Source organism: Pseudoduganella buxea, assembly GCF_009720835.1.
Lineage (GTDB): Bacteria > Pseudomonadota > Gammaproteobacteria > Burkholderiales > Burkholderiaceae_D > Rugamonas > Rugamonas buxea.
In genome coordinates this window covers 59,551-85,350 of sequence record NZ_WNKZ01000013.1, presented here as the reverse complement: position 1 = coordinate 85,350, position 25,800 = coordinate 59,551, and the positions used below count along the sequence as shown (strand labels likewise).

Annotated in this window: 19 protein-coding genes; 7 read left to right on the top strand and 12 right to left on the bottom strand. The window is 67.2% G+C overall.

The window, feature by feature from the left end; genetic code table 11:
• Position 1 precedes the first annotated feature (1 nt).
• Together GM672_RS07310 and GM672_RS07305 are read left to right on the top strand one after the other, a co-directional pair.
• On the top strand, positions 2-136 hold the full coding sequence (locus tag GM672_RS07310) for a diguanylate cyclase domain-containing protein (protein ID WP_371867041.1): 135 nt from the start codon (positions 2-4) through the stop codon (positions 134-136).
• Between the two features lie 94 nt (positions 137-230).
• Complete coding sequence (locus GM672_RS07305) at positions 231-2,603, top strand: DNA polymerase II (RefSeq protein ID WP_229427671.1); 2,373 nt, start codon at positions 231-233, stop codon at positions 2,601-2,603.
• A 96-nt stretch (positions 2,604-2,699) separates the two neighbouring features.
• On the opposite strand, the gene GM672_RS07300 is transcribed toward GM672_RS07305, so the two are convergent.
• The 6 genes from GM672_RS07300 to GM672_RS07275 all read right to left on the bottom strand — a co-directional run bounded on the left by GM672_RS07300 (position 2,700) and on the right by GM672_RS07275 (position 10,699).
• Positions 2,700-3,308 (bottom strand): hypothetical protein, encoded by a 609-nt coding sequence (locus GM672_RS07300; RefSeq protein ID WP_155469867.1) that lies wholly within the window; start codon positions 3,306-3,308, stop codon positions 2,700-2,702.
• Positions 3,305-3,628, bottom strand: coding sequence for a hypothetical protein (locus GM672_RS07295; protein WP_155469866.1), 324 nt, complete (start codon positions 3,626-3,628; stop codon positions 3,305-3,307). The genes GM672_RS07300 and GM672_RS07295 overlap by 4 nt, the downstream gene beginning before the upstream one ends.
• Positions 3,629-3,706: 78 nt before the next feature.
• Positions 3,707-5,062, bottom strand: coding sequence for a hypothetical protein (locus GM672_RS07290; RefSeq protein ID WP_155469865.1), 1,356 nt, complete (start codon positions 5,060-5,062; stop codon positions 3,707-3,709).
• Between the two features lie 126 nt (positions 5,063-5,188).
• Positions 5,189-6,853 (bottom strand): GH35 family beta-galactosidase, encoded by a 1,665-nt coding sequence (locus GM672_RS07285; RefSeq protein WP_155469864.1) that lies wholly within the window; start codon positions 6,851-6,853, stop codon positions 5,189-5,191.
• Positions 6,853-9,951: a TonB-dependent receptor gene (locus GM672_RS07280; protein WP_155469863.1), complete on the bottom strand. Its 3,099-nt coding sequence runs from the start codon at positions 9,949-9,951 to the stop codon at positions 6,853-6,855. Before GM672_RS07280 ends, GM672_RS07285 begins: the two co-directional genes overlap by 1 nt.
• Before the next feature lie 361 nt (positions 9,952-10,312).
• Positions 10,313-10,699: a cupin domain-containing protein gene (locus GM672_RS07275; RefSeq protein WP_155469862.1), complete on the bottom strand. Its 387-nt coding sequence runs from the start codon at positions 10,697-10,699 to the stop codon at positions 10,313-10,315.
• Between the two features lie 179 nt (positions 10,700-10,878).
• Here GM672_RS07275 and GM672_RS07270 point away from each other — a divergent pair, with 179 nt between their 5' ends.
• Together GM672_RS07270 and GM672_RS07265 are read left to right on the top strand one after the other, a co-directional pair.
• Positions 10,879-11,769 carry an alpha/beta fold hydrolase gene (locus tag GM672_RS07270; RefSeq protein WP_371867040.1) on the top strand — a complete coding sequence of 297 codons (891 nt, stop codon included), beginning with the start codon at positions 10,879-10,881 and terminating at the stop codon, positions 11,767-11,769.
• A gap of 113 nt (positions 11,770-11,882) precedes the next feature.
• Positions 11,883-12,593 (top strand): YoaK family protein, encoded by a 711-nt coding sequence (locus GM672_RS07265; RefSeq protein WP_155469860.1) that lies wholly within the window; start codon positions 11,883-11,885, stop codon positions 12,591-12,593.
• Here GM672_RS07265 and GM672_RS07260 read toward each other — a convergent pair.
• From GM672_RS07260 to GM672_RS07240, 5 genes are all read right to left on the bottom strand, one after another.
• Entirely contained in the window at positions 12,581-13,159 is a 579-nt protein-coding gene (locus GM672_RS07260) for a TMEM175 family protein (protein WP_155469859.1), read from the bottom strand. The genes GM672_RS07265 and GM672_RS07260 overlap by 13 nt on opposite strands.
• Positions 13,160-13,302: 143 nt before the next feature.
• Complete coding sequence (locus GM672_RS07255) at positions 13,303-14,565, bottom strand: DUF2264 domain-containing protein (RefSeq protein WP_155469858.1); 1,263 nt, start codon at positions 14,563-14,565, stop codon at positions 13,303-13,305.
• Positions 14,566-14,579: 14 nt separating this feature from the next.
• Positions 14,580-15,734 carry a glycoside hydrolase family 88/105 protein gene (locus GM672_RS07250; RefSeq protein WP_211517336.1) on the bottom strand — a complete coding sequence of 385 codons (1,155 nt, stop codon included), beginning with the start codon at positions 15,732-15,734 and terminating at the stop codon, positions 14,580-14,582.
• A 19-nt stretch (positions 15,735-15,753) separates the two neighbouring features.
• Positions 15,754-17,055 carry a BNR repeat-containing protein gene (locus GM672_RS07245; protein WP_229427672.1) on the bottom strand — a complete coding sequence of 434 codons (1,302 nt, stop codon included), beginning with the start codon at positions 17,053-17,055 and terminating at the stop codon, positions 15,754-15,756.
• Positions 17,056-17,057: 2 nt separating this feature from the next.
• Positions 17,058-19,967, bottom strand: coding sequence for a TonB-dependent receptor (locus GM672_RS07240; RefSeq protein ID WP_155469857.1), 2,910 nt, complete (start codon positions 19,965-19,967; stop codon positions 17,058-17,060).
• 247 nt (positions 19,968-20,214) lie between these two features.
• Between GM672_RS07240 and GM672_RS07235 the strand changes: the two genes are divergently transcribed.
• The 3 genes from GM672_RS07235 to GM672_RS07225 are packed head-to-tail and all read left to right on the top strand — an operon-like array spanning position 20,215 to position 24,963.
• Positions 20,215-21,279, top strand: a complete 1,065-nt coding sequence (locus GM672_RS07235; RefSeq protein WP_155469856.1) for a LacI family DNA-binding transcriptional regulator — start codon at positions 20,215-20,217, stop codon at positions 21,277-21,279.
• Positions 21,263-22,594 carry an MFS transporter gene (locus tag GM672_RS07230; protein ID WP_170299963.1) on the top strand — a complete coding sequence of 444 codons (1,332 nt, stop codon included), beginning with the start codon at positions 21,263-21,265 and terminating at the stop codon, positions 22,592-22,594. The genes GM672_RS07235 and GM672_RS07230 overlap by 17 nt, the downstream gene beginning before the upstream one ends.
• Complete coding sequence (locus GM672_RS07225; protein ID WP_155469854.1) at positions 22,591-24,963, top strand: beta-galactosidase; 2,373 nt, start codon at positions 22,591-22,593, stop codon at positions 24,961-24,963. Before GM672_RS07230 ends, GM672_RS07225 begins: the two co-directional genes overlap by 4 nt.
• Before the next feature lie 61 nt (positions 24,964-25,024).
• Here the strand turns inward: GM672_RS07225 and GM672_RS07220 are convergent, their stop codons facing one another.
• The gene (locus GM672_RS07220; protein WP_155469853.1) at positions 25,025-25,759 is read right to left on the bottom strand and encodes an ABC transporter substrate-binding protein; all 735 of its coding nucleotides are present in this window, start codon (positions 25,757-25,759) and stop codon (positions 25,025-25,027) included.
• Positions 25,760-25,800 lie beyond the last annotated feature (41 nt).

Sequence of the window (25,800 nt, the reverse complement as noted above, 5' to 3'; positions counted from 1 at the left end):
CGTGCTGACCTTCAGCGCGGGCGGCGCCACGCTGGCCGAGGGCGAGACGGCGGCCGAGCTGTTCGCCGCCGCCGACGCCCAGCTGTACCGCGCCAAGCATGCGGGGCGCAACCGGGTCGAATGGCGCCAGCGCTGATGCTGGCGGGGATACTGGCAAGGACACTGGCAGTAGCGCGGCGCTTGCCGTAAACTACCGGTCTTGTCATCTCCTTACGATCCGGGCACCGCGCGTGAGCACATTACAGCAGGGCTTCCTCCTGACCCGCCACTGGCGCGACACGGAAGACGGCACCGAAGTCGACCTGTGGCTGGCCACCGATGCCGGCCCGCGCCACCTGCGCCTGCCGCCGCAGACGTCGGTGGCCTTCGTGCCTGCGGCCCAGCGCGACACGGCCGAACGGGTGCTGCGCGGCGAACGCGGGTGGGAGCTGCGTCCGCTGGACCTGCGGGACTTCCGCCACCGCCCCGTGCTGGGCCTGTACTGCCGCCACTATCGCCAGCTGATGAAGCTGGAAAAGCGCCTGCGCGAACACGGCGTCGACGTCTACGAAGGCGACGTGCGCCCGCCCGAGCGCTACCTGATGGAACGCTTCATCACGGCCCCCGTCGCCTTCGACGGCGAAGCCGGCGCCGACGGCATCGTGCGCGATGTCCAGCTCAAGCCCGATGGCGGCTACCGTCCCGCGCTGCGCCTTGCCTCCCTCGACATCGAGACCACCGCGCACGGCGAGCTGTATTCGATCGCGCTGGAAGGCTGCGGCCAGCGCCAGGTATATATGCTGGGGCCACCGAACGGCGACGCTTCCCACGTCGACTTCGACCTGGAATACTGCGACAGCCGCCCGCAGCTGCTGGAGCGCTTCAATGCCTGGTTCGAACGCCACGACCCGGACGTGATCATCGGCTGGAACGTCATCCAGTTCGACCTGCGCGTGCTGCGCCAGCACGCCGAACGCTACCAGATGGCGCTGCGCCTGGGCCGCGACGGCAGCGCAATGGAGTGGCGCGAACACGGCCGCCAGCAGCATTACTTCGCCGCCGCGGCGGGACGCCTGATCGTCGACGGCATCGAGGCGCTGCGTTCGGCCACGTGGAGCTTCCCTTCCTTCAGCCTGGAACACGTGTCGCAGGCCCTGCTGGGCGAAGGCAAGGCGATCGACAATCCCTACGACCGCATGGCCGAGATCGACCGCCGCTTCGCCGAGGACAAGCCGGCCCTGGCGCGCTACAACCTGAAGGACTGCGAGCTGGTGACGCGCATCTTTGCCCACACCCAGCTGCTCGACTTCCTGCTGGCACGGGCCAGCGTGACGGGGCTGCCGGCCGACCGCAGCGGCGGCTCGGTGGCAGCCTTCGAGCACCTGTACCTGCCGCTGATGCACCGCCAGGGCTTCGTCGCGCCGAACCTGGGCGACGTGCCGAACGAGGACAGCCCGGGCGGCTTCGTGATGGATTCCCGTTCCGGCCTGTATGACTCGGTGCTGGTGCTGGACTATAAAAGCCTGTACCCGTCCATCATCCGCACCTTCCTGATCGATCCCGTCGGCCTGGTCGAAGGGCTGCGCCTGGAGCAGGAGGGCGCCGTACCGGAAACGGTGCCGGGTTTCCGCGGCGCCCGTTTCAGCCGCGCCAGGCACTGCCTGCCCGCCATCGTCCGCCAGGTGTGGGAGGGCCGCGAGGCCGCCAAGCGCGAACACAACAAGCCCCTGTCGCAGGCGCTGAAGATCATCATGAACGCCTTCTACGGCGTACTGGGGTCCTCCGGCTGCCGCTTCTTCGATCCCCGCCTGGCCACGTCGATCACGATGCGGGGCCACGAGATCATGCACCGCACGCGCGAGCTGATCGAAAACGAAGGCTACCCCGTCATCTACGGCGACACGGATTCCACGTTCGTCTGGCTGAAACGTGGCATGGATGGCGAGGAAGCGGACCGCATCGGCCGCTCGCTCGTTGCCCATATCAACGACTGGTGGCGGGTCCACCTGCGCGAAGAATATGGCCTGGAGAGCGCGCTGGAATTGCAGTACGAAACGCACTATCGCCGCTTCCTGATGCCGACCGTGCGCGACTCGGAAGAAGGCAGCAAGAAGCGCTACGCCGGCCTGGTGGTAAAGCCGGACGGTGCCGAGGAAATCATCTACAAGGGCCTGGAGACGGTGCGCACGGACTGGACCCCGCTGGCACAGGGCTTCCAGCAGGAGCTGTTCCGCCGCGTCTTCAAGGGCGAGCCGTACCGCGACTATGTGCGCGACTACACCGAGCGTACCCTGCGCGGTGAGCTGGACGAGCTGCTGGTCTACCGCAAGCGGCTGCGCCGGCCGCTCGACGAATACGAGCGCAACGTGCCGCCGCACGTGCGCGCGGCCCGCCTGGCCGACGAGTTCAACGCCGCCCGGGGCCGCCCGCTGCAGTACCAGAACCGGGGCTGGATTCGCTACCTGATGACGACGGCCGGACCGGAACCGCTGGAGACGCGCCGCGCCGCCATCGACTACGCCCACTACCTGGAACGGCAGCTGCAACCGGTGGCCGACGCCATCCTGCCCTTCCTGGGCGACAGCTTCGGCCAGCTGACCAGCCGGCAGCGCACCCTGTTCTGAACGTCTGGGCGGCCCTTGCCGATCCCGGCGGGCAAGCAGTCGCCCGCGTATACCCGCATGCGGTCGGCGTCCACGGCGACAGGCTGGGTGCCGCGGTTATCGAGCCTCGCTTTCTTGCACAGGTGCCGGCAAGTCCATCGGCCTGGATGAGACCCTTGGGCCTGCGTCGTAGCCGGCCTGTTCGAGCTGCATTCTGTTCAGGCCCTCGACAAAGTCGTCCGCGTGCTCCGGCTTCAATCCCAAGGACGCCCCGCTCCGGTTGGGTGGGCTTCCATCGACCTGCGCCGCGCTCTGCGCATACAGGGGCCCTCGCGACATGATCACCGACCCCGTGACGACGCTCCGCCTGGTCGCAGCATGACGTTCGCGAGCAACAACATCCTGCCGCAACTGGTCGATCTTCTCCCGTTGCTCGGCATTGAGACCCGCAGCGGCAATTTCCGCAATCTTTGCTTTCGAACCTGCCACATCGCCCGCATGCAGAAGACCGAGGGCGATGTTATAGGAAGCGGAAAAGTCCTTGCGCAATGCTTCCCATTGCCTGCACGTCCCGACGAAGTCGAGGTAACGGCCGGATGAAAATTGTTCATCGGCTTTCCGCATGTAGTCGGCCACCGTCGCCGGCCTGGGCGTCGCATTCTGCGCATCGGCGCCGGTGCTGGCACAGCAGACAGCTGCTGCGAGAAGCATGCTGAGAATTTTCATTTCGCGCCTTTCTCCGATATATCGGGCTTGCTGCTGATCACCGGCGTACTGAACTCGGTAGTGATCTTTTCCCAGGAAATCGGCTTGTCCACATACATCGCCCAGGCAATCAGGAGCGATCCCAGCAGAACGAACAACAGGCCGGGCGATGCACCTTTCAGCATCAGCCCCCGCTCCTTTCCGACCGTGCCCGTGAAGACAAACTCGCCTTTCAATCCCCGCACCAGGGAATCGTGACCGAGACAGACGATCTTGTACCCGGCAATCATTGCTGTCAGCTTAATCAGTAACACTGAAATTATCGCGATAAGCGCTTCCATTCCGGCTCCAGGTCCGAGGGTTGGTTCGAGAAGCCACGGCGCAACGGCAAGCGGCGACGCCCCCGCAGCCAGGCCGGATCAGCTGGCGCAGCTGCGGATCAGCTGGTACACCAGCCGGCCGATCTCCGGCGTATAGACGGCGCTGTGGGCGCCGCCGCCGGTGCCGGCCTGATTGCCCTTGATGACGGACGAGGCATCGATCCACAGCACCCGCTGCGGTACGCAGGCCAGTGCCGGGACACGGCCATCCTCGGCGGTTGCCGCCGCCAGGAAGCGGGCGCCATGAGGGCCTGCTCTCGCCTCGTCGAATGCCGCCTGCGAGCCGACGAAATAGCGGGCGTGGCCAGCCTGGGTCACGGCCGTGTCGTGCCGCGAAGCCGTCAGCACGACGGGGCCGGCCAGGCTGGCGAAATCGCGGTACGGCGCGCCCTCGCGTCCTTCGGCACCGCCGGCATCCGTGGCCAGGTAGCGCTGGTAGCTGTAGGCACCCTGCAGGCTGACCACCAGGTCCACCACGGGCGTGGGCGCAGCCGTTACCAGCGGCGCGCTGAAGACGGCGCGCGTGGCGGCGCGGGCGCCGAAGCTGTGGCCGACGACAATCAGCCGGAAGCCGCCGGCCGCCTTGGCGCGGCGCAGCTCCCGATTCAGCAGGATGTTTTCCCAGACGGCGCCCACTTCGTCCGCGTCCTTGGCCTTGATGCCGAAATCGGCCATCGGCAAGGCCGGATCGCCCGTCGACGGCCACGTCACACCCAGCACCAGCGGACGGAATGCCGGATCGCCGCCGGCCGCTTCGCGCAGGCGCGTTGCCAGGTCACGGATATTGCGCAGCGCTTCGGGCTGGTAGGTATTCCACCCCATCGTGTAGACGATCACATGGCTGAATCGGCGCTCGGCCGTCAGGCGCTCCACGTCGCGGCCCAAGGTGGCCAGGGCCTGCCAGCTGCGTGCCACCAGCGGCTGCGCCGGTGCCACCGTCAGCGCCAGGGGCGCGCAGGCATCGCCGGCGGCGTAGACATTGTAGAGAAAGCAGACCTGGCCGGACGGGCCGAAGCGGGCGATATGGGAAACGTAGGTGGGCCGGTGCTGCCCCGCGTACTTGCCGTGCAGCGCATCGCGCAGGTCGGGCCGTTCGCGCAGGTATGGCGCATCGATGGCGAGGCAGTCGCCGCCGGGGGCGCCGGGACAGTCGGCAAGGCGGCCGACCCGGCTGGCATTGTCCTTTTCGATGCCGACGATATAGGCATCGAAGGCCAGGGTCAGCTCGCGCCGTTGCTGCTCGGACGACTGACCGATCAGCGCCAGTTCATGGAACTGGGTCCGGTTGCCCGCGCAACCGGCCGTCATGGCCAGCAGCGCAGCCAGCAGCACGACAAGCAGTACATCCAGAAAACGGCCGGGGAATAACCGCAGTGCAGGACCTGGCAGGTTCATGGCGCCTCCCGTCGGCGCCGGGCAAGGCGGAAAACCGTACCGGCGGCGCTCCCCGTCATATTGCGCCGGGTCGCCCTGCCCGTCACGCAAATCCGGCGGCAGTGACGCGCCGGCGCCACGACCCGCTCAGCGGTACTTGTACAGCTTCACCTTCTGCACCGTGAACTCGTCGCCCGGCAGCCGGATATGGCGGCCCTGGTGGGTTTCGTCGCCGTTCAGCCAGCGCCCTTCGCGCCAGCGCCCATCCACGAACGTCCCTTCGGTCGCCTTCTCGATGCCAACACCCTCCATCGGCCCGCCGGGATTCTTGAACGTTACCGTGATGCCCCGCCCGGCCACGTAGAATTCGTCCGGCGCCGCCTGGATCACCAGGCCGCCGCGCGAGTCGTATTCCGCGCTTTCCGTCTTGCCCCACTGGTTGGCGAAGCTGACGTCGAGCAGCCAGGCGCCCATCGTCACCTGCACGTTATTCGTTTCCACCACGCCGTCGTACGACACGTTCGGCCGGAAGCCGCGCATGCGGCCCTGCCCCTGCGCCGCCAGGATTTCCGGTGCCATCTGCCGCAACAGCGCATAGGCCGGCGGCAGCACGTCGCCCTTCGGGTCGCGGATGTTCTCGATGGCGAAAGGCGAAAAGCCGATCGCATCGAGTTCGCCGATGGACCAGAAGGCGTTCGCGCCCAGGTCCTGCCGGCCGGCGCGGTTCGCTTCCGGCACGAACAGGGGATTGTCCGGCCGCTTGAACTGGCGCGCCCAGTGCGTGAAGTTGGGGAAGTAGGTGTCGATGGCGATCAGGTCGATCGACGGCCCGGCCGCCTTCCAGATATCGAACAGGTGCGGCAGCGGGCCCGCGCTGGGGTACTCGCCCGGCTTCTTGCCGGGCCGGTTCAGCGCCACGTTGACGAACATCGGCAGCGGATATTCCGCCTTGCCGGCAGCCGTCAGCGCTTCGGCGAAGGTGGCGTAGTGCCAGGCCTGGAATACCTCATCCGCGTCGATCGACGTGCCGAACACGTCGGCCCAGGTGCCCGCTTCGCGCGCGCCGGCACCTTCCCACAGATTGCGCACCTGCGGATGCAGGCGGGCCCGGTTGGCACGCAGGTATTGCAGCAGCCGGGCCGGGACCGGTTCGCGCAGCGCGGCGGTGGCGGCGGGACTGAAATCGCGCACGTCGGGCAGCATGCCGATCTCGTTCTCCACCTGCACCATCAGCACGGTCCGCTGCGGGTCGGCCTGGCGCAGGTGCCGCATCAGCGCCGCGAAGGCCGCCTTGTCCGCCGCCAGGGTGGCGGCGCCGAACGGGGTCAGGATATCCTGCGGTTCGCCGGCCCGGTTGCGGGCGCGGGGAAAGCGGGTGTTGTCACGCTTGACCCAGGCCGGCACATAGGTCGACATCGAATTCTTCCACGCGCCGAACCACAGCAGTACCAGGCGCGTGTCGTTGGCGCGCGCCTGCTTCAGCATGCCGTCCAGCACCGTGAAATCGAAGCGGCCTTCGACCGGCTCGACCTGGTCCCATTCGACGGGAGCCAGGATGGTGTTCAGGCCCACGGCCTTCAACTGCGGCCACAGCTTGTCCAGGTACGGCAGGCTGGAAGCGGACGAGTTGTACAGCTCTCCGCCCAGCACGAGGAAGGGCTTGCCGTCGACGATCAGCTGCTTCGTGCTGCCCTGCGTGCGCAGCGACGGGATTGGCGCCTCGGCGGCGCAGGCAGCGCCGCCGAGGGTCGCCGCGACGAGCAAGGGGAACAGTGCGGCCCGCAGCAGCGTCCCGGGATGACGGCCCCCCATCAGAACTTCATCCGCAGGCCAAGTGCGAAGGTGCGGCCCGGATCGTATTGCGACATGGTGGCGTTGGCGAACTGGAAGTAGCCGCGCCGCTTGGCCTTGTTCAGGTTGACGATGTCGAAGGTCAGCATGGGCAGGTTGTCGCGATCGAAGATCTGGTCCAGCTCGAAGCTGGACGAGAAGTCCAGCTGCTTGTAGTCGTCGCCGTACAGGGCCGCATTCGTGATGCCGCTCTGGTTGGCCGTGGCCACCTGGCTGCCCTGCGAGTAGGTGTGCATCAGGCGCACCATTAAACCCTTGTTTTCGTAGTAGACACTGAGGTTGTTCGTCTTCTTCGGCACGCCCAGCGCGATGAAGCCGCTGCTGCCTTCGCCGCTGGCGCGCTGGTTGATCAGGGTCAGCGTCTCGTTGAAGCCGAAGCCGCGCCATGGCAGCCACTTGTCGAGCGGCTGGACCCAGCCGATTTCCAGGCCGCGGATGCGCAGGATGCCATCCGCGTTGCGGGGCCGCGTCATGACGACCGTGGCGTTTTCCGGCCCGCCGCGCGAATCGATGGCCAGCTGCTGCGCCGGGATCAGGGTGCCGTAGTTGATGCCATACGCCGCCAGCGCGGAGAACGGCATCGAGATGTTCTCGTTGACGGTAAAGCCGTTGATGCGCTTCTGGAAGGCCGTCACGGACAGGTAGCCTTCGCGGCCCGTGTACCAGTCCACGCCCAGGTCGATATTGTCGGACAGGTAGGGCTGCAGGGCCGGGTTGCCCATCGTGCCCACGTCGGCCGACACGGACGAGAAGTTGATGCCCGGGCGCAGCGCGTTCGGGTCGACCCGCGTCATGCTGCGCGAGGCGGCGGCGCGGAACACGACGTCCTTGCGCAGGTCCACCGCCACGGTGGCCGACGGCAGCGTGTTGCTGTAGTCCGAGTCCTGGTACACCCACTGGCTCAGGTTCGGGTATTTGCTGCCGTTCAGGGTCAGGTTGGCATTGCGCGGATCGGAGACGGAATTCAACGACCCTACCTGCTGGTTGGTGCGGATATAGCGCACGCCGGCATTCCAGCGCAGGCCGAATCCGAGCGGCTGGGCTTCGCCGTTCGCCTCCAGGTAGATCGCCTTCGACTTCTCGCGGATGTAGCCCGCGCTGGCACCGGTGGACGAAGCGCCGGAATCGGGGGCGGTGCTGTTGTAGTAGTCGAAGTTCGAATCCGTGCGGAAGCGGTCCCAGTCCAGCGCCAGGCGGCCGTACGGACCGGGCACCAGGTAGCCCGGCAGCGCGGCGTTGGGGATCAGCGAACCCTGGTAGGTCAGCGCAGCGTTCTGGCCGGCGGTGTAGCCCGTGCCATAGCCCGGGTAGAGCGCGGCGGCGCTGGCGCCCGGTGTGCTGGCACCATTGCAGGGCGGCGCGCCGTTCGGCCCCTGCAGGAACACGGTGGGGTTGTTGCCGCAGACGGCGGCCTGCCATGCGGCCGAGTTGTCCTGGGCGCGGATGGTGCGGTCGATATCGTCCCAGGCGAAGCCGCCGCGCACGGTCAGCTTCTTGTCGCCCCAGGCCAGGTTGGTGTGGAAGCCCTTCGTTTCCGTCTCGCGCAGCTCGTTCTGGATATTCACGCGGCCACCGGTCCACCCGTAGCTGGCCGGGTTGTTCAGGTCCAGGCTCGATACGATCGACGGCACGCCGCCGTTGTTGGCATAGGTGACGGTATTGCCGCTGTTGGGCGCCGTGATCGGCATGACGGTGGGCGCCATGTGCGTGAAGCGGCTGCGGTTCCAGTTGGCCTGGGCGTCCAGGACCAGGGTGGGCGTGATCTTCCATTCGGCGCCGGGATTGATGCCCAGCAGGTCGACCTTGTCGCGGCGCGGGCCGAACTCGATGAAATTCAGTGCGTTGGCGAAGGTGCCGGCCGTGACGACGCAGCCGTCGCTGCAGTCGCTGCGGTCGACCTGCATGTTCAGCGGGATCGACGCGTTATTCCGCACGGCCCACGTGTAGGCGTTGCGCTGCATGTCGTCGTCCTTCTTGCTGTACATCGTGTCCAGGTAGAAGTGCAGATTCTCGAGCGGCCGGTACTCGGCCGCGAACACGGTGGAGATCTTGTCGCGGGTGCCGTAGTACTCCATCGTGCGGCCCAGGCGCGGCACGATGGCGTTGTCGATCTGGCCGATCGACAGGCCCGGGTTGTGCGCCAGCAGGAAGGCATGGTCGATGACGGTGCCCGGCACCAGGCCGTTGCCGGCGTTGGCAGGCACGGTGGCGGGAATGGTCCAGTTGCCGCCGCCCGTGTTGTTGCGCGTGCCACTGCTGCTTTGCGCGGCCGTCAGGTTCGGATTGGTCCAGCCCACCGTCTCGAAGCCGCGCGTGCGCGCTTCCTGCCGCGAGAACGAGATGCCGCCCAGGATACCGAATTTGCCGTCCCACGTCTGGCTGGCCAGCACGGAGCCGCGCAGGCCGGCCTTGTCGGCGATCTGCTGCTTGGTGCCCGTCAGGCTGACGGCCAGCTGACGCCCTTCCTTGTCGAACGGGCGGGCGCTGCGCAGGTTGACGACGCCGGCGGCGCCCCCTTCGATCTGGCCGGCCGTCGGACTCTTGCTGACGGTGAGCTTGGTGAACAGGTCGGTGGGCAGCAGGTCGAGGTCGACCTCGCGGTTCGTATTGGCGCCGTCGATCGGGCCGGACGAGGCCACTGCGATGGGCGAATTATTCAACAGGATCTTCGTGAAGCTCGAACCCAGGCCGCGGATCTGGATCGTCATGCCCTCGCCTGTCACGTCGCGCGTGACCTGCACGCCCGGAACGCGGCTGAGCGACTCGGCCAGGTTCTTGTCGGGGAACTTGCCGAAGTCCTCGGCGTTGATCGAATCCTGGAAGCCGACGGCTTCCTTCTTGTCCTTGGCCGACGACAGCAGGCTGTTGCGAAAGCCCGTTACCTTGACGGTCTGCAGTGCGCCGGAAGGATCGCTGTCGGCAGGGCTGGTGGCGCTGGCCGGGGCGGCAGTGGGGGCGGTGGCGACGCTTTCCTGGCCATAGGCCTGGGCGATCAGGCCGGCCATGACGGTGAGGCCGAACACGGTGCGCACGGCGCCCGCTCGATGGTTCTGCAACATGATTTTGTCTCCTGTTTTTTTCTGGTGGCGGCGCCCCGAAGTGTGGCCTTCGGTAACGCAGCGATTCGAGTGTAGGAGGCGGAAATAGCAAAGTCAACATCTATTAACATCAATTGTTAACCGCAACCATTAGCCGTGAAAGCGTGAGTTATGGTGTCATGCGTACCGATCCAGGGCGAGATTTAACGGTACTTTGGGGGTTTGATATGCGTAACCATTTGGCCAGCACAAGGGAGCGAGGGGCGTTGCGGAAAGTGCACAGCACCCGGGGGTGGGTGCTGGGGAAACGCTGCCGAAAACCGGGGAGAGTCCCCTGTTTCCGGGCAAGCTTGCTTCAAAACAGGGGGCTGTCCCCGGTTTTTTAGTGACCGTGCTGGGCTTCGTATTCGTCCGCTTCGGCCTTGGTCTGGTGGACGATGCCGTCCGGGTGTTCCGGTGGCGTGTACAGGGTGTACAGGTGCAGCAGTTCGCTGTCGGACGTATTGATGACGTTGTGCGTCGTGCCGGCCGGGATGACGACGGCGACGCCGTCCTCCAGCTTGTGCACTTCGCCGTCCAGGATGGCCTGGCCGTGACCGGATTCGACGCGGATGAACTGGTCGTGGCCTTCATGGCGTTCTTCGCCGATCTCGTCGCCGGGCTGCAGCGCCATGACGACCAGCTGGCTGCGCTCCGTTGTATACAGCACGCTGCGGAAGGTGATGTTGGCGAGGGTTTTTTGTTCGAGGTTGATGCTGAAACCGGACATGGTGACTCCTGCTTGGAAAAAGTGGCAACAGCGCCTTTGTACCACAGCGGCGCCCTGCCGTGGCGCCCTGCCCCCATCCGAGGCATGGCCGCTCCGCCGGCCGGGGGGCGGTCACCCCGTACTTATGGCCGGGTAGACGCTGGCAAGTCCCTTGCCGACAATGACAAGGTCGCGCCGGCATGGCATCCGCCGGGCGCCGGCCCGCCAACCCGTTATCGAAAGGATATTTTATGAGCACCAGCCACACCATCAATACCGTCACCACGCGCGACGGCACGCAGATCCGCTATACCGACTGGGGCGACGGTCCCGTCGTCGTCTTCAGCCACGGCTGGCCCCTGCAGGGCGACGCCTGGGAAGACCAGATGATGTTCCTGGCCGAGCATGGCTACCGCGTCATCGCCCATGACCGCCGCGGCCACGGCCTGTCGAGCAAGCCATGGCACGGCAACGACATGAACACCTATGCCGACGACCTGGCCGCCCTGCTCGATGAGCTCAACATCGTCGACGCGATGCTGGTCGGTCACTCGACCGGCGGCGGCGAAGTGGCCCGCTACATCGGCCGCCACGGCACCGGCCGCGTCACGCGCGCCGTGCTGGTGGGCGCTGTCACGCCACAGATGCTGAAGGGCCCGAACAATCCGGAAGGCGTGCCGATGGAAGTCTTCGACGGCATCCGCGCCGGCGTCAAGGCCGACCGCGCCCAGTTCTTCAAGGACCTGACGACGCCGTTCTTCGGCTTCAACCGCGAAGGCGCGAAGGATTCGGCCGGCATCCGCGAAACGTTCTGGCTGCAGGGCATGCAGTGCAGCATCCGCGCCGCCTACGCCTGCATCAAGCAGTTCTCCGAAACGGACTTCTCGGAAGACCTGAAGAAGATGACCATCCCGACCCTGGTGGTGCATGGCGACGACGACCAGATCGTGCCCCTGTCGGCCACCGCCCGCCGCGCCGTCGAGCTGCTGCCGCAGGGCCGCCTGTCCGTCTACGAAGGCGCACCGCACGGCCTGCCCGTGACGCACAAGGACAAGCTGAATGCCGAACTGCTGGCCTTCCTGAAGTCCTGATCGCCGCCTGAACACGGGCGCGCCGGCAGCAGCACGGTTGTCGGCACGCCCTGCACGGCAAGACCGCATTGCCCGCTCCACCGTCCCTTCCGTTATTCCTGAAAGTCCCCACCATGAAGATCAAACCCAGCGACATGTTCCTCGGCGTCAGCCTGGCCGCGCTGGCCGGCTATGTCGACACGGCCGGTTTCGTCGGCCTGTTCGGCCTGTTCACCGCCCACGTGACGGGCAACTTCGTCCTGATCGGCACCGAACTGGGTCAGTCCGCCGAAGGCGTCCTGCTGCTCAAGTTCCTCGCCTTCCCGTCGTTCGCCGCTGGCGTGATCGGTGCACGGCTGCTGGCCAACGCCTGCGAACGACGCGCCATCAATGCCATCCGGCCCCTGCTGGGCTCCCAGTTGCTGCTGCTGGCCGCCTTCATGGTCGCCGCCGTCATGGCCGACGCCGTGGTGGACCCGGCCGCGCCGATCGTGCTGGCCGCCGGCATGCTGGGCGCCGCCGCGATGGGCATCCACAATGCCGCCGGCAAGCTGGTGTTCTCCCGCATCGCGCCCACCACCGTCATGACGGGCAATGTGACGGAGATGCTGATCAACGTGACGGATTGCCTGACGGGCCACGGCTCGCCCGCCGTGCGCGAGAAGCTGGTGCGCTTCGGCTGGCCCATGCTGGCCTTCGCGCTCGGTTGCATCCTGGGTGGCTACGGCTACCGCAGCACCGGCTTCTGGTGCCTGCTGCTGCCGCTGGCGACCCTGGTGCTGCTGACGGCCATGTCGTGGTCCGCGCCCGCCACCGTGCCGCCGGCGCCTTCTCACGCCGTGTGAACGGTCTGCTCGATGCGGCGGTCGGGAATGAACCACAGCAGCGCCACGCCGAAGTAGACGGCAAAGCCCAGCCACGGGTGGACGAAGGCCAGTGCCACGCCCACCGCATACAGGGCCATCGAGGCATGGCCCTTGCGGTCCGAGCCGATGGCCCGGGCCAGCGCCGCGTTCTCGCGCTGGTGGCGCGTCAGGAAGCGCACCAGGATCATGTAGGCCACCGATGACATGAACAGGATCACGCCATACGCGGCCACGGGCAAGGTGGCGAAATGGTTTTCGCCCATCCAGCCCGTGACGAAGGGGATCAGCGACAGCCAGAACAGCAGGTGCAGGTTGGCCCACAACACGCCGCCCGAGACGCTTTGCACGGCGTGCAGCAGGTGGTGGTGGTTGTTCCAGTAGATGCCGACATAGGCGAAGCTCAGCACATAGCTGAGCAGCACGGGGCCCAGCGGCACCAGGGCCTCCAGCGTGGCGCCATGCGGCACCTTCAATTCCAGCACCATGATGGTGATGATGATGGCGATGACGCCGTCGCTGAAGGCTTCGAGTCGGGTTTTTCCCATGGGTGTTTCCTGTCAATTCGCACCCGTCCCGGCCGGGCGCACAGCCATGCGCCGATGGTAACGCGGCTGCCCCCGGCGCGCCATGCCCCTTTCGGGGCTGGCCACCGCCTTGGATTAATCCGGGACAGTCCCGGATTTTTCGATCAATAGTTGACCGGGTAGTCCTTCGGGAACCTGGCGCCGCCGAAGGCCTTCTTTTGCGTCCAGTCCTGCGCCGGCGCCGTCCAGTAGCTGTCCGTGGCGGGCAGGCCCAGGGCCAGCAGGCCGGCCGAGGCGATGTACATGCTGCCGTTGTTGGAGTACCAGTCGCCCAGTTCGGGCTGGTGGCCGACGAAGCCGATGGTGAGGAAGCCGTCCTTGGTGAAGTTGCCGGGCGCGTCCCATACGGCGCGGTGCACGGCATGCAGGGCGGCGCGCACCTGGCCTTCCGGCAGCGACGGCGGCAGCTGCTTGCGCCACGCCAGCAGGCCGAGGGGCTGGAACACGGCTGTCCGGTAGGTCAGCGAACGGCCGACGGGGGGGTAGGTGCCTTGCGGCGAGATGAAGCGCTCCAGGTGTTCCGAGTAGCGTTGCATGCGCTTGACCGCCTGGGCCAGCAGCTCCTCGGGCCTGGCGTTCCAGAACGGGCCCTTATGCTTCACCAGCACTTCCAGCACCTCGACCAGCATCGGATACATCACGTACGAGCAGTAGTAGTCGAAGTGGAAGGCTTCGCCGTCCTTGATCCAGCCGTCTCCCACATACCATTCGTTGATCTTGCGGATGGCGCCGTTCATCCGCATCGGGTCGGATTCCTCGCCGATCGACAGCAGCCACGCCTCGTTCATGGCCGCGAACAGCAGCCAGTTGATGTAGGGCGGCTCGATGCGGCGCAGCCGCTTGATCTCGACGATGATGCGCGCCTTGGTGGCCGCATCCAGCGGCTCCCACAGGGCCTGCGGCGCCCGCATCAGCGCATTGGTGAAGTAGGCCGAATCGACCAGGGCCTGGCCGTGGCCTTGCCAGCGCAGGTAGTCCGGGCTTTTCGGGTCCACCGCGTGCGTGTAGCTGGCCAGGGCCATCTGGCGCAGCCGCTTGCGCATCCGGCCTTCGGCGCCGTCGTCGTCCGGCAACGCCAGCCACGGTGCGATGCCGGCGATCAGCCGCCCGAAGCACTCCAGGTAGGCCACGGCCGGATCGCGCCCGTCCCACGTGGGGCTCAGCTCCAGGGTGAAGCGCTGCTTCAGCCGGCCCTCTGCCATCAGCGACAGCACCGGCTCGGCCATGCGCTGCAGCAGCGCCAGTTGCGCGGCACGCTCGCCGCCGCCGGCAATGTTGGTCGCAGGCGTGGCGGCACCCGCGTTGCCTCGCAGGCCGGCGGCCGCCGATCCGGCCACAACCGCCTGCATGAAATGTCGACGTTCCATTCTTCTTCCTCCAGTTAGGGTCGTTCCAGCAGCCGCGCCATCTCGACGGCGGCCAGCAGGAAGGCGCCGACGCCGAAATGGGCTGTCGAGTTCTGGTCCACCACCTGGCCGGGGATGGCGCGGTCGCCGATGGGCTGCACGTAGCCGACCCGCCCGTCCGGCTGCACGGCCACATTGGCAAGGTAGTCCCAGCCCCGGCGCGCAGCGGGCAGGTAGGTCGCGCGGTCGAGCAGGCCATGGTTGATGCCCCACAGCAGGCCGTAGGTGAAGAACGCCGTGCCGCTCGTCTCCGGACCCGGCGCGTGGGCCGGGTCGACCAGGCTGCGGGTCCAGTAGCCCTGCGGCTGCTGGGCCGCCTTCAGCGCCACCGCCATGCGCTGGAACGTCGTCACGTAAGCTGCGCGGTGCGGGTCGTCGGCAGGCAGCTCGTCCAGTACCTTGGCGAGCGCCGCGAAGACCCAGCCGTTCCCGCGCGACCAGAAGTCCTTGCGGCCATTGACGCTGCGGTGGGCCGGATAGACATACTTGGCGTCGCGGTAGTACAGCCCTTCCTGGCCGTCGTACATGATGCCGTTGGCATGGTCGAAGTACTCGTACAGCTTGTCCAGGTAAAGGCGGTTGCCCGTGATGGCGTAGAGCTTCGTCATGACGGGCATGACCATGTACAGGCCGTCGGCCCACCACCAGTAATCCTTGCGGCTCGTGCTCATCTGGTATTCCATCACCTCGCGCGCGCGGGCGATCTTGCGCGGCTCGGGCGCCAGCCGGTACAGGTCGGCGTAGGTCTGGAAGCAGATCTGCCAGTCGCCGAACAGCACGTGCTCGTCGGTCTCGCCGTACGTCAGCTGCCAGCGTGCGCGATCAAGGGACTTCGCGCCCATCCACCGATTGTGCTCGGCCCACGCCTCCGAGTAGCGCCGCCAGGCCTCGTTGCCCGTCAGCCGGTAGGCCGCCATATTGCCCGTGTGGTAGGCCGCCACGTTCCAGAACGACCACTCGGTGGGGGCATTGGTGCGCTGCCAGTGGCCGTTGACCTTGTCGATCAGGGCGATCACGCCGGTGCGCGTGGCGGTGGAGTTTCCTGGTGTGGTCGCGCAGCCCGTCATGGCGGCCGCGCCGCCCAGCAGCAAGGCCGTGGTAAGAAGGCGTCGTTGTCGGTTCGGTGTCATCGTTGTCCCGGATAGGTTGTCACAGGCGCGGCTGCCATTGCAGTACGCGCACGGGCGTGGGCGCGCCCGGCGCCCTGCCCTCGTTGTCGGCCTGCCGCACGTGCTGCAGGAACAGGTGCAGCTGGCCCGTGCGCCGCCACAGTTCCGTGTCGATGCCGGGTTCCCAGGCGCCGACAGCCGTATCGGTCAGGTCGTGTACTGCCCAGCGGCGCGCTGCCAGGTCGTGCAGCAGCACGGCCGAAGCCTTGCCGCCCCGTTCCTCGTCGCGGATCAGCAGCACGCCCGCATTGCCCTGCTCCGCCGCGACGATGCGGGGCCGTGCCACGGGAATGGCCTTGGTGCCGGCACCGGACAGCGAGAATGGTGTATGGCGCAGTCCCAGGTCGACATCGCGCCAGCCGCCGGCCGTGTGACGGACGACGTGATACTGCGGCACGCGCGATCCGGCCGCGCGCCAGTAGGTGGCGATATACGGCCGGCCCGCGCCATCGGCCGCCATCGACGTCTGGTTGATCAGTTCACTGTTCTGCGGAATGCGCAGCGCATATTCGGCGCTGGCCAGGGTCACCGGCAAGGCATAGGCGCTGCCGTCGGTGCGTTCCCACGTCACGCCGCCGTCCCTCGACCGGGCATAGGCCAGGTCGTGGTTGCTGGCCACGTCCGGCGACTCGCGCCACACCCACGACAGGTGCATCGTGCCGGCAGCGTCGACGCAGGCCTGCCAGTAGGCGTTGCGCTGCCCTTCCCCGCTGACGAGGTTATCGTGCAGGCGGGTCCACATGCCCGTGGCGGGATCGTAGCGGTTCACGACCAGGTTGCCCCGGCCCGAGCCGCCATCGCGGTACAGGAACAGCAGCGCACCGCCGGCCAGCCGGTAGAACTCCGGATAGGTGACGGATGCTTCGTGCCGTCCCGTCATCGGCTGTTCGGCGCCCAGCGCCAGCGCACCCGGGACCACGGCGCGGGCATAGTGCAAGGGCCCGTTGTGGTGATCCCATGCCACGTGCAGCCTGCCTGCGCCGTCCACCGTGATGCTGATGCTGTTGTGGGCGTCGCGCGCGTTGCCCCGGTACTGGGTGCGCGCCAGCTGCCACGCCGTCGTGCCCAGCTTGCGCTTGCCCAGCACGACGTACCCTTCCGGATCGTAGAACGCGATGTACTGGGTGTCGCCGTGGGATACGAGCGCATCGCGGCGGAAGGCGACGGCGTTGACGGAGTTGTCCGCCCAGCCCTCCGCCACGGCGACGAGCGACACATCCGCCACGCCGGTGGCGCAGCCGGCCAGCATCGCCACCAGGCAAACCCCGGCAAGTGTGAGCACCCTCACAGCTTGCCGCGAATGCCGATCTTGATGGTCCGCCCGTCGTACTTGGCGTAGTCCATCCGGGTCTTCCTGCCGCTGCCGAAGCGTCCCGACGCGTCCTCGAAGTAGTCGTAGGACAGCGTGTTCGACAGGTTCAGCGCATCGATGCGCAGTTCGATGGCGTCGTTGAAGCGGTAGCTGATATTGCCGTCCAGGTAGCCGCGCGCGGCGCGCCACCGTATCAGGTCGTCACCCAGGTTGCGCGGATTGTCGCCATGCAGCGAGCGGCCCTTGTAGTTCCACGACAGGCGCAGCGCCAGCGGACCGCGCTCGTAGTAAGCAGTGGTGCTGTATGCGTACTTCGGCACCGAGTTGACCTTGACCTCCCTCCCGCCGTTACTGATCCATCTGGCGCTGTTGAACGGGTCGATATGGGTGAAGCTGGCCAGCGCGCCCAGGCCCCTGAACGGTTCGGGCAGGAAGGTGAAGGCCTGCTGGTAGGCCAGCTCGAAGCCCTTCAGGACCTGTTCGCCCGCATTCGTATAGCTGCGCAAGGTCATCGGCAGGTTCGGGTCGACGCGCCCGTTCGCATCCTGGAACAGCGCACCCAGCGCCGTGTCGGGCAGGCCCAGCGCACCGAAGGTCGTCTGCGACGTATTGGCCACCGTCGCATCGGTCAACGTCTTGCGGAACACGGCCGCCGATAACAGGCCCCCTTCCTGGAAATACCATTCGAGGCTGGTGTCCAGGTTCTTCGACTGCTGCGGGCGCAGGTTCGGGTTGCCGGACGTGGCCGTATTGTCGAAGGGATTCGGGATCACCGTCTGCGCCGCGATGATGCCGAGCGACGCGCGGCTGATGGTCTTGCCCCACGATGCCCGCCACATCAGCGTGTCCGTCAAATCCAGCGCGGCGCTGATGGCGGGCAGCAGGTTGCTGTACGAGCCCTGCTCGCGGTTCGGCGCGTACACCAGGCTGGCGCCCTGCTGCTTGAAGTTGGCGATATCCGTTTCCGTGCGCGAGTAGCGCACGCCCGCATTGACGCGCAGGTCCTTGCCGGCCACCTTGCCCTTGAAGTCGGACTGGATGAAAGCCGTCGAAATCTTTTCCTTCGCCGTGAAGCTCTGCGCCGGCGTGAAGCTGGACTCGGGATTGAATTCGAGTGGATTGAATGTGGCGAAGGTGTAGTCGCGCGAGAAGGTGCCCCACCGGGCCGGCCAGCCGCCGCCCATGTCCAGTTCCGACACGGGCAGGTCGGACGTCATGCCGCCGCGCAGGCCCGTCGTCCCCAGCGCGTTCAGGCGTGCGGTGGCCAGCGAGGTGCCGTTGCGCTTGTTGATGCCCTTCGTCGTTTCGACATACACGGCGCCGCCCTTCAGGTGACCGCTCCACCCGCCCGGCAGATCGTAATCCCAGTCCGCCACGAGCCTGGCCTGCTTGCCCTTGTCCGTTTCGCGGGTCCAGCCCGTGCCGATGCCGAAGCCCTGGAAGTTGTTCGGGTCCGTATAGCTGACGGGCGAGGAGAGTGACGGGTAGACGTGGTCGGAGCCGTAGTCGATGGTCGAATCGACGCCGAAGATCTGGCCGGACAGGGTGCTCTGGTAGCTGGTGGCCTTGCTGTCGTTGATGCTGGCCTGCCCGGTGACGACCAGGCGCTCATTGGCCTGCCACCGTCCGTTCAGGCTTAGGTAGCCGAACGCTGTTTCATCCTCGCTGTAGGTCACGCCGCTGCTGTAGGACGAATTGCCGAAGGTGCCCGTCAGCAGGTTCGAGCCCGCATCGATGGCCACGTTCAGGGGAATCAGGCCGTTGTTGCCCGTCTGGCCGGCCGGCGCGTTGCGGTTGGTGGTGCGGCTGTTGCGCACCAGCAGGCCAAAATACATCTCGTCGCGCCGGTTCTTCAGCTTCGAGTACATGGTGTCGACGGAAAGGTTGAAAGGGCCGCTCTTGTACTGCAGCGAGGACACCAGCCCGTCGCGCGAGCGGTCGTTGGCCGAACCGTAGAAGCGGTAGATGCGGGGCAGCAGCGCGTTGTCGACCTGTTCGCGGGTGTAGCCGCCCAGGTTGGCGCGGGGGCTGTCGTAGTCCAGCGCCAGCGCGAAATTGCCCCTGACGGGGGTCTGGCTGCCCTGCGCCGAGCTGTTGTAGCCGCCCGTGGCCTCGAAGCCGGAGCGGTTGTTGACGCTGGCCGAATGCGATACGCCGATCAGGAAGCCCACCGGTCCCCACGTGTTCGAGAACAGCGCGAAGCCCATCGGATCGGCGTGCTTGGACATCGTGTTGTAGGCGCCCGTGACGGCGTAGCGGATGGTGCGTTTCGGATTGTCGAACGGGCGGGGCGACTGCAGGTCGACCACGCCACCGAGCCCGCCTTCGGTCAGTTCGGCCAGCGGCGACTTGTAGAAGTCGATGCGGCCGAACAGCTCCGAGGCGAAGACGTCGTAGTTGAAGCCCCGCGCGGCGCTGCCGATGGTGCTGGTGGACGTGGTGTTGACGGGCGCGCCATTCAGGGTGGTGACGGAATACTCGGTGGGCAGGCCCCGGATCGAGATGCGCTGGCCTTCGGCCGAGCTTTCGTCGCGGTTCAGGATGACGCCGGGCACGCGCTGCAGCGACTCGGCCACGTTCGCCTCGGGGAATTTGCCGATATCCTCGGCCACGATGGAGTCGCGCACGCCGATGGCCTGGGCCTTCAGGTTCAGTGCCTTCTGCAGGCTCGATCGGAAGCCCGTGACGACGACCGTGCTGACGGCCGCTTCCTGGGCCGGGTCGGGTGCCGCCCCCTGGGGCGCCTCGCCGGATGCGCCGGAGGTGGCAGTCGCTGTCATACCGTCCGTTGAGTTGTCCTTCGATGCTTCCTGCGCCATCACGCTTGACGCGTACGCGGCCAGCCCGATCGGCAGCAAGGTGGCCAATATGGTTCTCTTCATCGTCGTCTCCATCTTGTTATTCACTTCGTTCACCCGGCCGGCGGCATGCGGCGGGCCGGCGTCCCTGTATCGGTGTGGTCACGTTACCATGCTGACTTTTGCACAATAATCATTCTGTTGATCATTTCAGCGGCCGAAGCCAAGTAGCTGATTTTGCTCGGGATTCGCATTTTGCATTTTGCTGAACTCATGTGGTATCGTGACCACATCGCCAGCCGCACCGCGGCGGCAGCCCGGGACGACCAGCATGCGCAAAGCCAGCAAACTGAGTGAAGTGGCGAAGATCGCCGGCGTGTCGCCGATCACGGCCTCGCGCGCCATCCGCGGCGTCGGCTACGTGTCGGAGGCGGCGCGCGAACGCATCCTCGCGGCGGCCGCGCAGCTCGACTACACGCCCGATATGCTGGCGCGCCGGATGCGGGGCGAGAAGAGCCGGCTGATCGGCGTCTTCGTCAATAACTACGGCTCGCAGGTGCTGCACGAGATCACCAAGGCGATCAGCGCCGAGGCCCGCGCACGCGGCTACGACATCCTGCTGTTCAATGCGGAGCGCTTCGACCGCCCGGGACGGCAGCAGACCAGCGACATGCTGGGCAAGCTGTGCGACGGCCTGCTGCTGCTGATGCCCAACGGGGCCGACGACTACCTGAACGTCGTCGAGCGCCAGCGCATGCCCTGCGTGTTCGTCAGCTTCGATGCAAGAGCCATGCAGCTGCCCGTGGTGGCGCTGGAAAACCGCGCCGGCGCGAGGGCCGCAGTCGAGCACCTGCTGGCCCTGGGCCACCGCCGCATCGCCTTCATCGCCGGCACGAGCGCCACGGGCCAGAGTGCCGAGCGGCAGAAGGGCTATATCGACAGCCTCGAAGCCGCGGGCATTGCCGTCGATGCCGCGCTGATGGAGGAAGGCGCCTTTGCCCAGACGGGCGGCCATGCGGCGACCGGCCGGCTGCTGGACCTGCCCGAACCGCCCACGGCCATCTTCGCCGCCAACGACGAAATGGCCTTCGGCGCCATCGACGCCATCCACAGCCGGGGCCTGAAGGTCCCAGCCGATATTTCCGTGATCGGCTTCGACGATATTCCCATCTCGAGCCATATCTTCCCGCCCCTGACGACGATGCGCCAGCCGCTGGACGCGATGGCCGCCAGTGCCGTGGCCGAGGTGGTGGGCCTGGTCGAAGGCGGCGAGATCGGCCCGCGCCGCATCGCCTTCCCCCTCGAACTGGTGGTGCGCAAGTCGACCGGCCCCGTGCCCCGTTCCCGTGCCGTTCCTGCCGATGCCGATGAAGCCGGGCGTGCTCGCCAGCGCTGACACGGCAGGCGCCCGGCCGGCCGGGCCGCTCGTGCTGGGTCTGGGCGCCGGTGCCGCCGTTACGCTGGGCTGGCTGCTGGTGGGCGACCTGGGCATCGCCATCCGCGACCGCGCCGCGCAGCCGACAGCGCTGGAGATGCTGCGCCAGGCCGGCGCTTCCGACACCGCCACGTCGCTGCTGCTGGCCACCGTGCCGGCCGTGATTTCCGTGCTGCTGGTGCCCTGGCTGGGTTACCGGTCCGACCGCTGCCGCAGCCGCCATGGCCGGCGCCGCCCCTTCCTGTTCGTGGCGGCGCCGCTCGGCAGCCTGGCCTTGCTGGGGCTGGCCGTCACGCCGGTATTGGCGCCTGCCCTCGCCGCTGCCGGCGGCATCGAAACGCGTGCGTGCACACTTGCGCTGTTTTGCCTGTTCTGGACCCTGTTCGAATGCGCCGCCCTGACGGCCATGGCGATGTTTACGGGCCTGGTCAGCGACGTCGTGCCCCGCGCGCTGCTGGGGCGCTTCTTCGCCGCCGTGCGCATCGTCGGCCTGTCCGTCGGCATCGGCTTCAACGGCTGGCTGTTCGCGCTGACGGAGCGGCACCTTGCTTCCGTGCTGGCTTGCGCCGCGTTTGCCTTCGCCTTGCCGGTGCTGGCAATGTGCCTGATGGTGCGCGAACCGCGGACCACCAGCGGCCCGGTGGCCAACGCACAGGCAATGCCGCGTGAGCGCGTCAGGCAGTGCATGGCCCACCCTTCCTTCCTGCTGGCGGTGGCCGTGTTCCTGCTGGCCGGCGTCACCTTCGCCCCCTTCAACACCTTCTACCAGTACTACGCCCACGCCCACGGCGTGCCGAAGGCAACCTTGGGCGCGCTGACGGCGGCCGGCTATGCCATCTCGATCGCGTCGGCCTTCGTCGTCGGCTGGCTGGTGGACCGGCGCGGCGCCGTGCGGGTGTCGGGCGCCGTGATGCTCCTGTACTGCGCCATCGCCGCGGCGGGCTGGTTGCTGGTGGACGGCGCCACCAGCTTCAAGGTGTTCTATCTTGTCCACGTGGCGCTGTCCGGCGCCTACTTCACGGCCGCGTCCTCGTTGCCGATGGCGCTGTTCCCGGCGGCGCAGTTCGTGCAGTTCAACGCCACCAAGGACATGCTGGTGGTGCTGGCCACCATCGTCGTCACGGCCGTGCAGGGCCCCCTGCTGGACCTGGCCGGCCACGACTACCGCCTCACCTTGCTCAGCGCCGCCATCTGCTCGCTGCTGTGCGTGGCCTGCATGGCCAGGCTGCACCCGACCGTCTCCCCTTCCGATCAACCCATCAAGGCTGCTCCATGACCCAACCTTCCCGCCGCCGCCGCCTGTTGCTCGGCACGGCCGCCGTCGCCGGCAGCGCACTGCTGCCCCCGTCGCAGGCCAATGCCGCGTCCCCCCGCTTCACCATCGGCGAAGGGGACTTCCTCCTCGACGGCAAGCCGCTGCAGATCCGCTGTGGCGAAATCCATTTTGCCCGCGTGCCGCCGGCGTACTGGCGCCACCGCCTGCAAGCCATCAAGGCAATGGGCCTGAATGCCGTCTGTGCCTACCTGTTCTGGAACTTCCATGAATGGCGCGAAGGGAAGTTCGATTGGCGCGGCCAGCGCGACGCCGCCGCGTTCTGCCGCATGGCCCAGGAAGAAGGCCTGTGGGTGATCCTGCGGCCCGGCCCTTATGCCTGCGCGGAATGGGAAATGGGCGGCCTGCCTTGGTGGCTGCTGAAGCAGCCGGGTGACGCCTTCCTGCGCACGCGCAGCCCGGCCTTCGTCGAGCCGGCGCGGCGCTGGCTGGCCGAGGTGGGCCGCATTTTCGGCCCCTTGCAGGTGACGCACGGCGGGCCCGTACTGATGGTGCAGGTGGAGAACGAGTATGGCTTCTTCGGCGAGGACCTGGACTATATGCGCGCGATGCGCCAGGCCCTGCTCGACGCGAAGTTCGACGTGCCCCTGTTCCAGTGCAATCCCACCAATGCCGTGGCCAAGACCCATATTCCCGAGCTGTTCTCGGTGGCGAACTTCGGCAGCGATCCGCAAGGGGGCTTCGCCGCGCTGAAGGCCGTGCAGAAGGGGCCGCTGATGTGCGGTGAATACTACTCGGGCTGGTTCGACACGTGGGGCGCGCCGCACCGGCGCGGCGAAGCCACCAAGGCCGTGGCCGACATCGAGGCGATGCTGGCCATGAACGGCTCGTTCAGCCTGTACATGGCGCACGGCGGCACCACCTTCGGCCTGTGGGGCGGCTGCGACCGGCCGTTCCGGCCCGATACCACCAGCTATGACTACGATGCCCCCATCGGCGAAGCGGGCTGGATCGGCGCCAAGTTCGAGGCCTACCGCGCCGGCCTGTCGCGCCACCTGGCGCCGGGCGAAACGCTGCCGGCCGCGCCGGGGAAAAAGCCCGTGATGGCAATCTCGCCATTTGTGCTGGACGAATGCGCAGCCGTGCTGGCGAACCTGCCCGCCACGCCGATCCGGGACGTCTCGCCCCGTCCCATCGAGCAGTACGACATCAGCCGCGGCATCGTCGTCTACCGGGTAACCGTGCCGGCCGGTCCGGCCGCCGTGCTGGAAGCGGCCAAGGTGCGCGACCTGGCCTGGGTCCAGCTGGACGGCAAGCCGGTGGGCACATTCGACACGCGCCACCGGCGCTTCAAGGTCGAGCTGCCGGCCCGCACGCGGCCCGCCGTGCTGGAGATCCTGCTGTACACCATCGCGCGCGTGAACTTCGGCGTCGAGATCCACGACCGCAAGGGCCTGCACGGTCCCGTCACGCTGCGGGCCAAGGGCAAGGGGCGCAAGGCCGACGCGCAGCCGCTGGAGAACTGGGAAATCCGCGCCATCGACTTCGATGCGGATGGCGCCCTGCCCCCGCTGGCGTGGCAAAGGACGCGCGTCAAGGGCGCGGCATTCTGGCGCGGCGGCTTCACGGCGGGCGAGCAGGCCGACACCTTCCTCGACATGAGCACGTGGGGCCAGGGCATCGTGTGGATCAATGGCCGCTGCCTGGGCCGCTACTGGAGCATCGGCCCGACACAGACGATGTACCTTCCCGGCCCATGGCTCAAGGCGGGCCGCAACGAAGTGGTGGTGCTCGACCTGACGGGCCCACGGGCGGCCCGTATCGCCGGCCTGACCTTGCCGGTGCTGGACAGGCTGCAGCCCGAGCGCGACCTGGCGCGTCCGCCGAACACCGCACGGCCAAGGCTTGCGGGCCTGACGCCGGTACACGCCGCCCGCTTCGCGCCCGGCAGCGGCACCCAGGATGTGAAGTTCGCCCAAGCCGCGACAGGGCGCCAGGTCTGCCTGGAAGCGCTGGACGCGTTTGACGGCAAGCCATTCGCCGCCATCGCTGAAATCGCCCTGCTGGGCGCGGACGGCAAGACGCTGAACCAGTCCAGCTGGACCATCGCCTACGCCAGCAGCGAGGAAGCGAAGAAGGAAGACGGCTCCGCCCTGAACGCCATCAACGGCCAGGCCACGGATTACTGGCACTCGGCCTGGAGCACGGCGCAACCGGCCCGCCCGCCGCATCGCCTGATCCTCGACCTTGGCAGCGAAATGACGGTCGCCGGCCTGCGCTACACGCCGCGCCAGGGCACCGAAGGCGTCACCGGCCGCATCGCCAGCTATCGCGTCTATGTCGGCAATGGGCTGGTGGTGGAGGACGCATGAGTTTTGTCGCCGGGCTTCTTCAGGTGTCGGACACCGGATGGCTTGTCGTTGCCGGGGACGCTTACTGTCCGGCGGGGGCGACGGCGGCGCCTCGGATGTCGTGGCGCGCCAGCGCGTTCGCGACGAAGCCGGCGGCCTTCATCCGCTCGACGAAATCGGCCAGGTAGGCGGCCGCCTCCGGGCCGCGGTTCTTCTGCACCCCCATCGCCTGCCGGATCACCATGAAGCGTTCGTCCAGCAACCGCAGGCCGCCGCCGATGCGTTCGGCGTCGGCTTCGAGCTGCTGGCGTACGCCGGCCGCCACGTCGGCGCCCTCGGCCAGGAAGGTGTCGACCACGGCTTGCGACGACGGCGCACGCACGAGGGTGGCGGCCTTCAGTTCGCGCGTCAGGAACAGATCGTAGGCGCTGCCCTTGCCGACGACGACCCGGTGCCGCGCCACGTCCACTTCGCCGTTCGTCGTCAACGGCGAATCGTCCCTGACGAGATAGAAGCCTTCGATCAGCACATACGGCGGCGTGAACGCGATATCGAATCCGCGTACCGGGTCGATGGCGAAGAAGCCGAAGTCGGCCCGGCCGTCGACGACGGCATCGACCGACTTGCCGGCCGTGTCGAACACCACCAGCGCCAAAGGCACACCCAGCTCGCGCGCCAGCGCGGTGGCCAGGTCGACGGATACGCCGAAGGGGCGGCCGTCGGCGCCACGGTTGGCGAGGATGGGATTGCCCAGGTTGATGGACGCGCGCAGCGAGCCGGTCGGGGCGAAGGCGGTACGGACAGCTTCTGGAGTCATGGGGCACTTTCGGCAAACGAGAATGGTGCCAGCGTACCAGA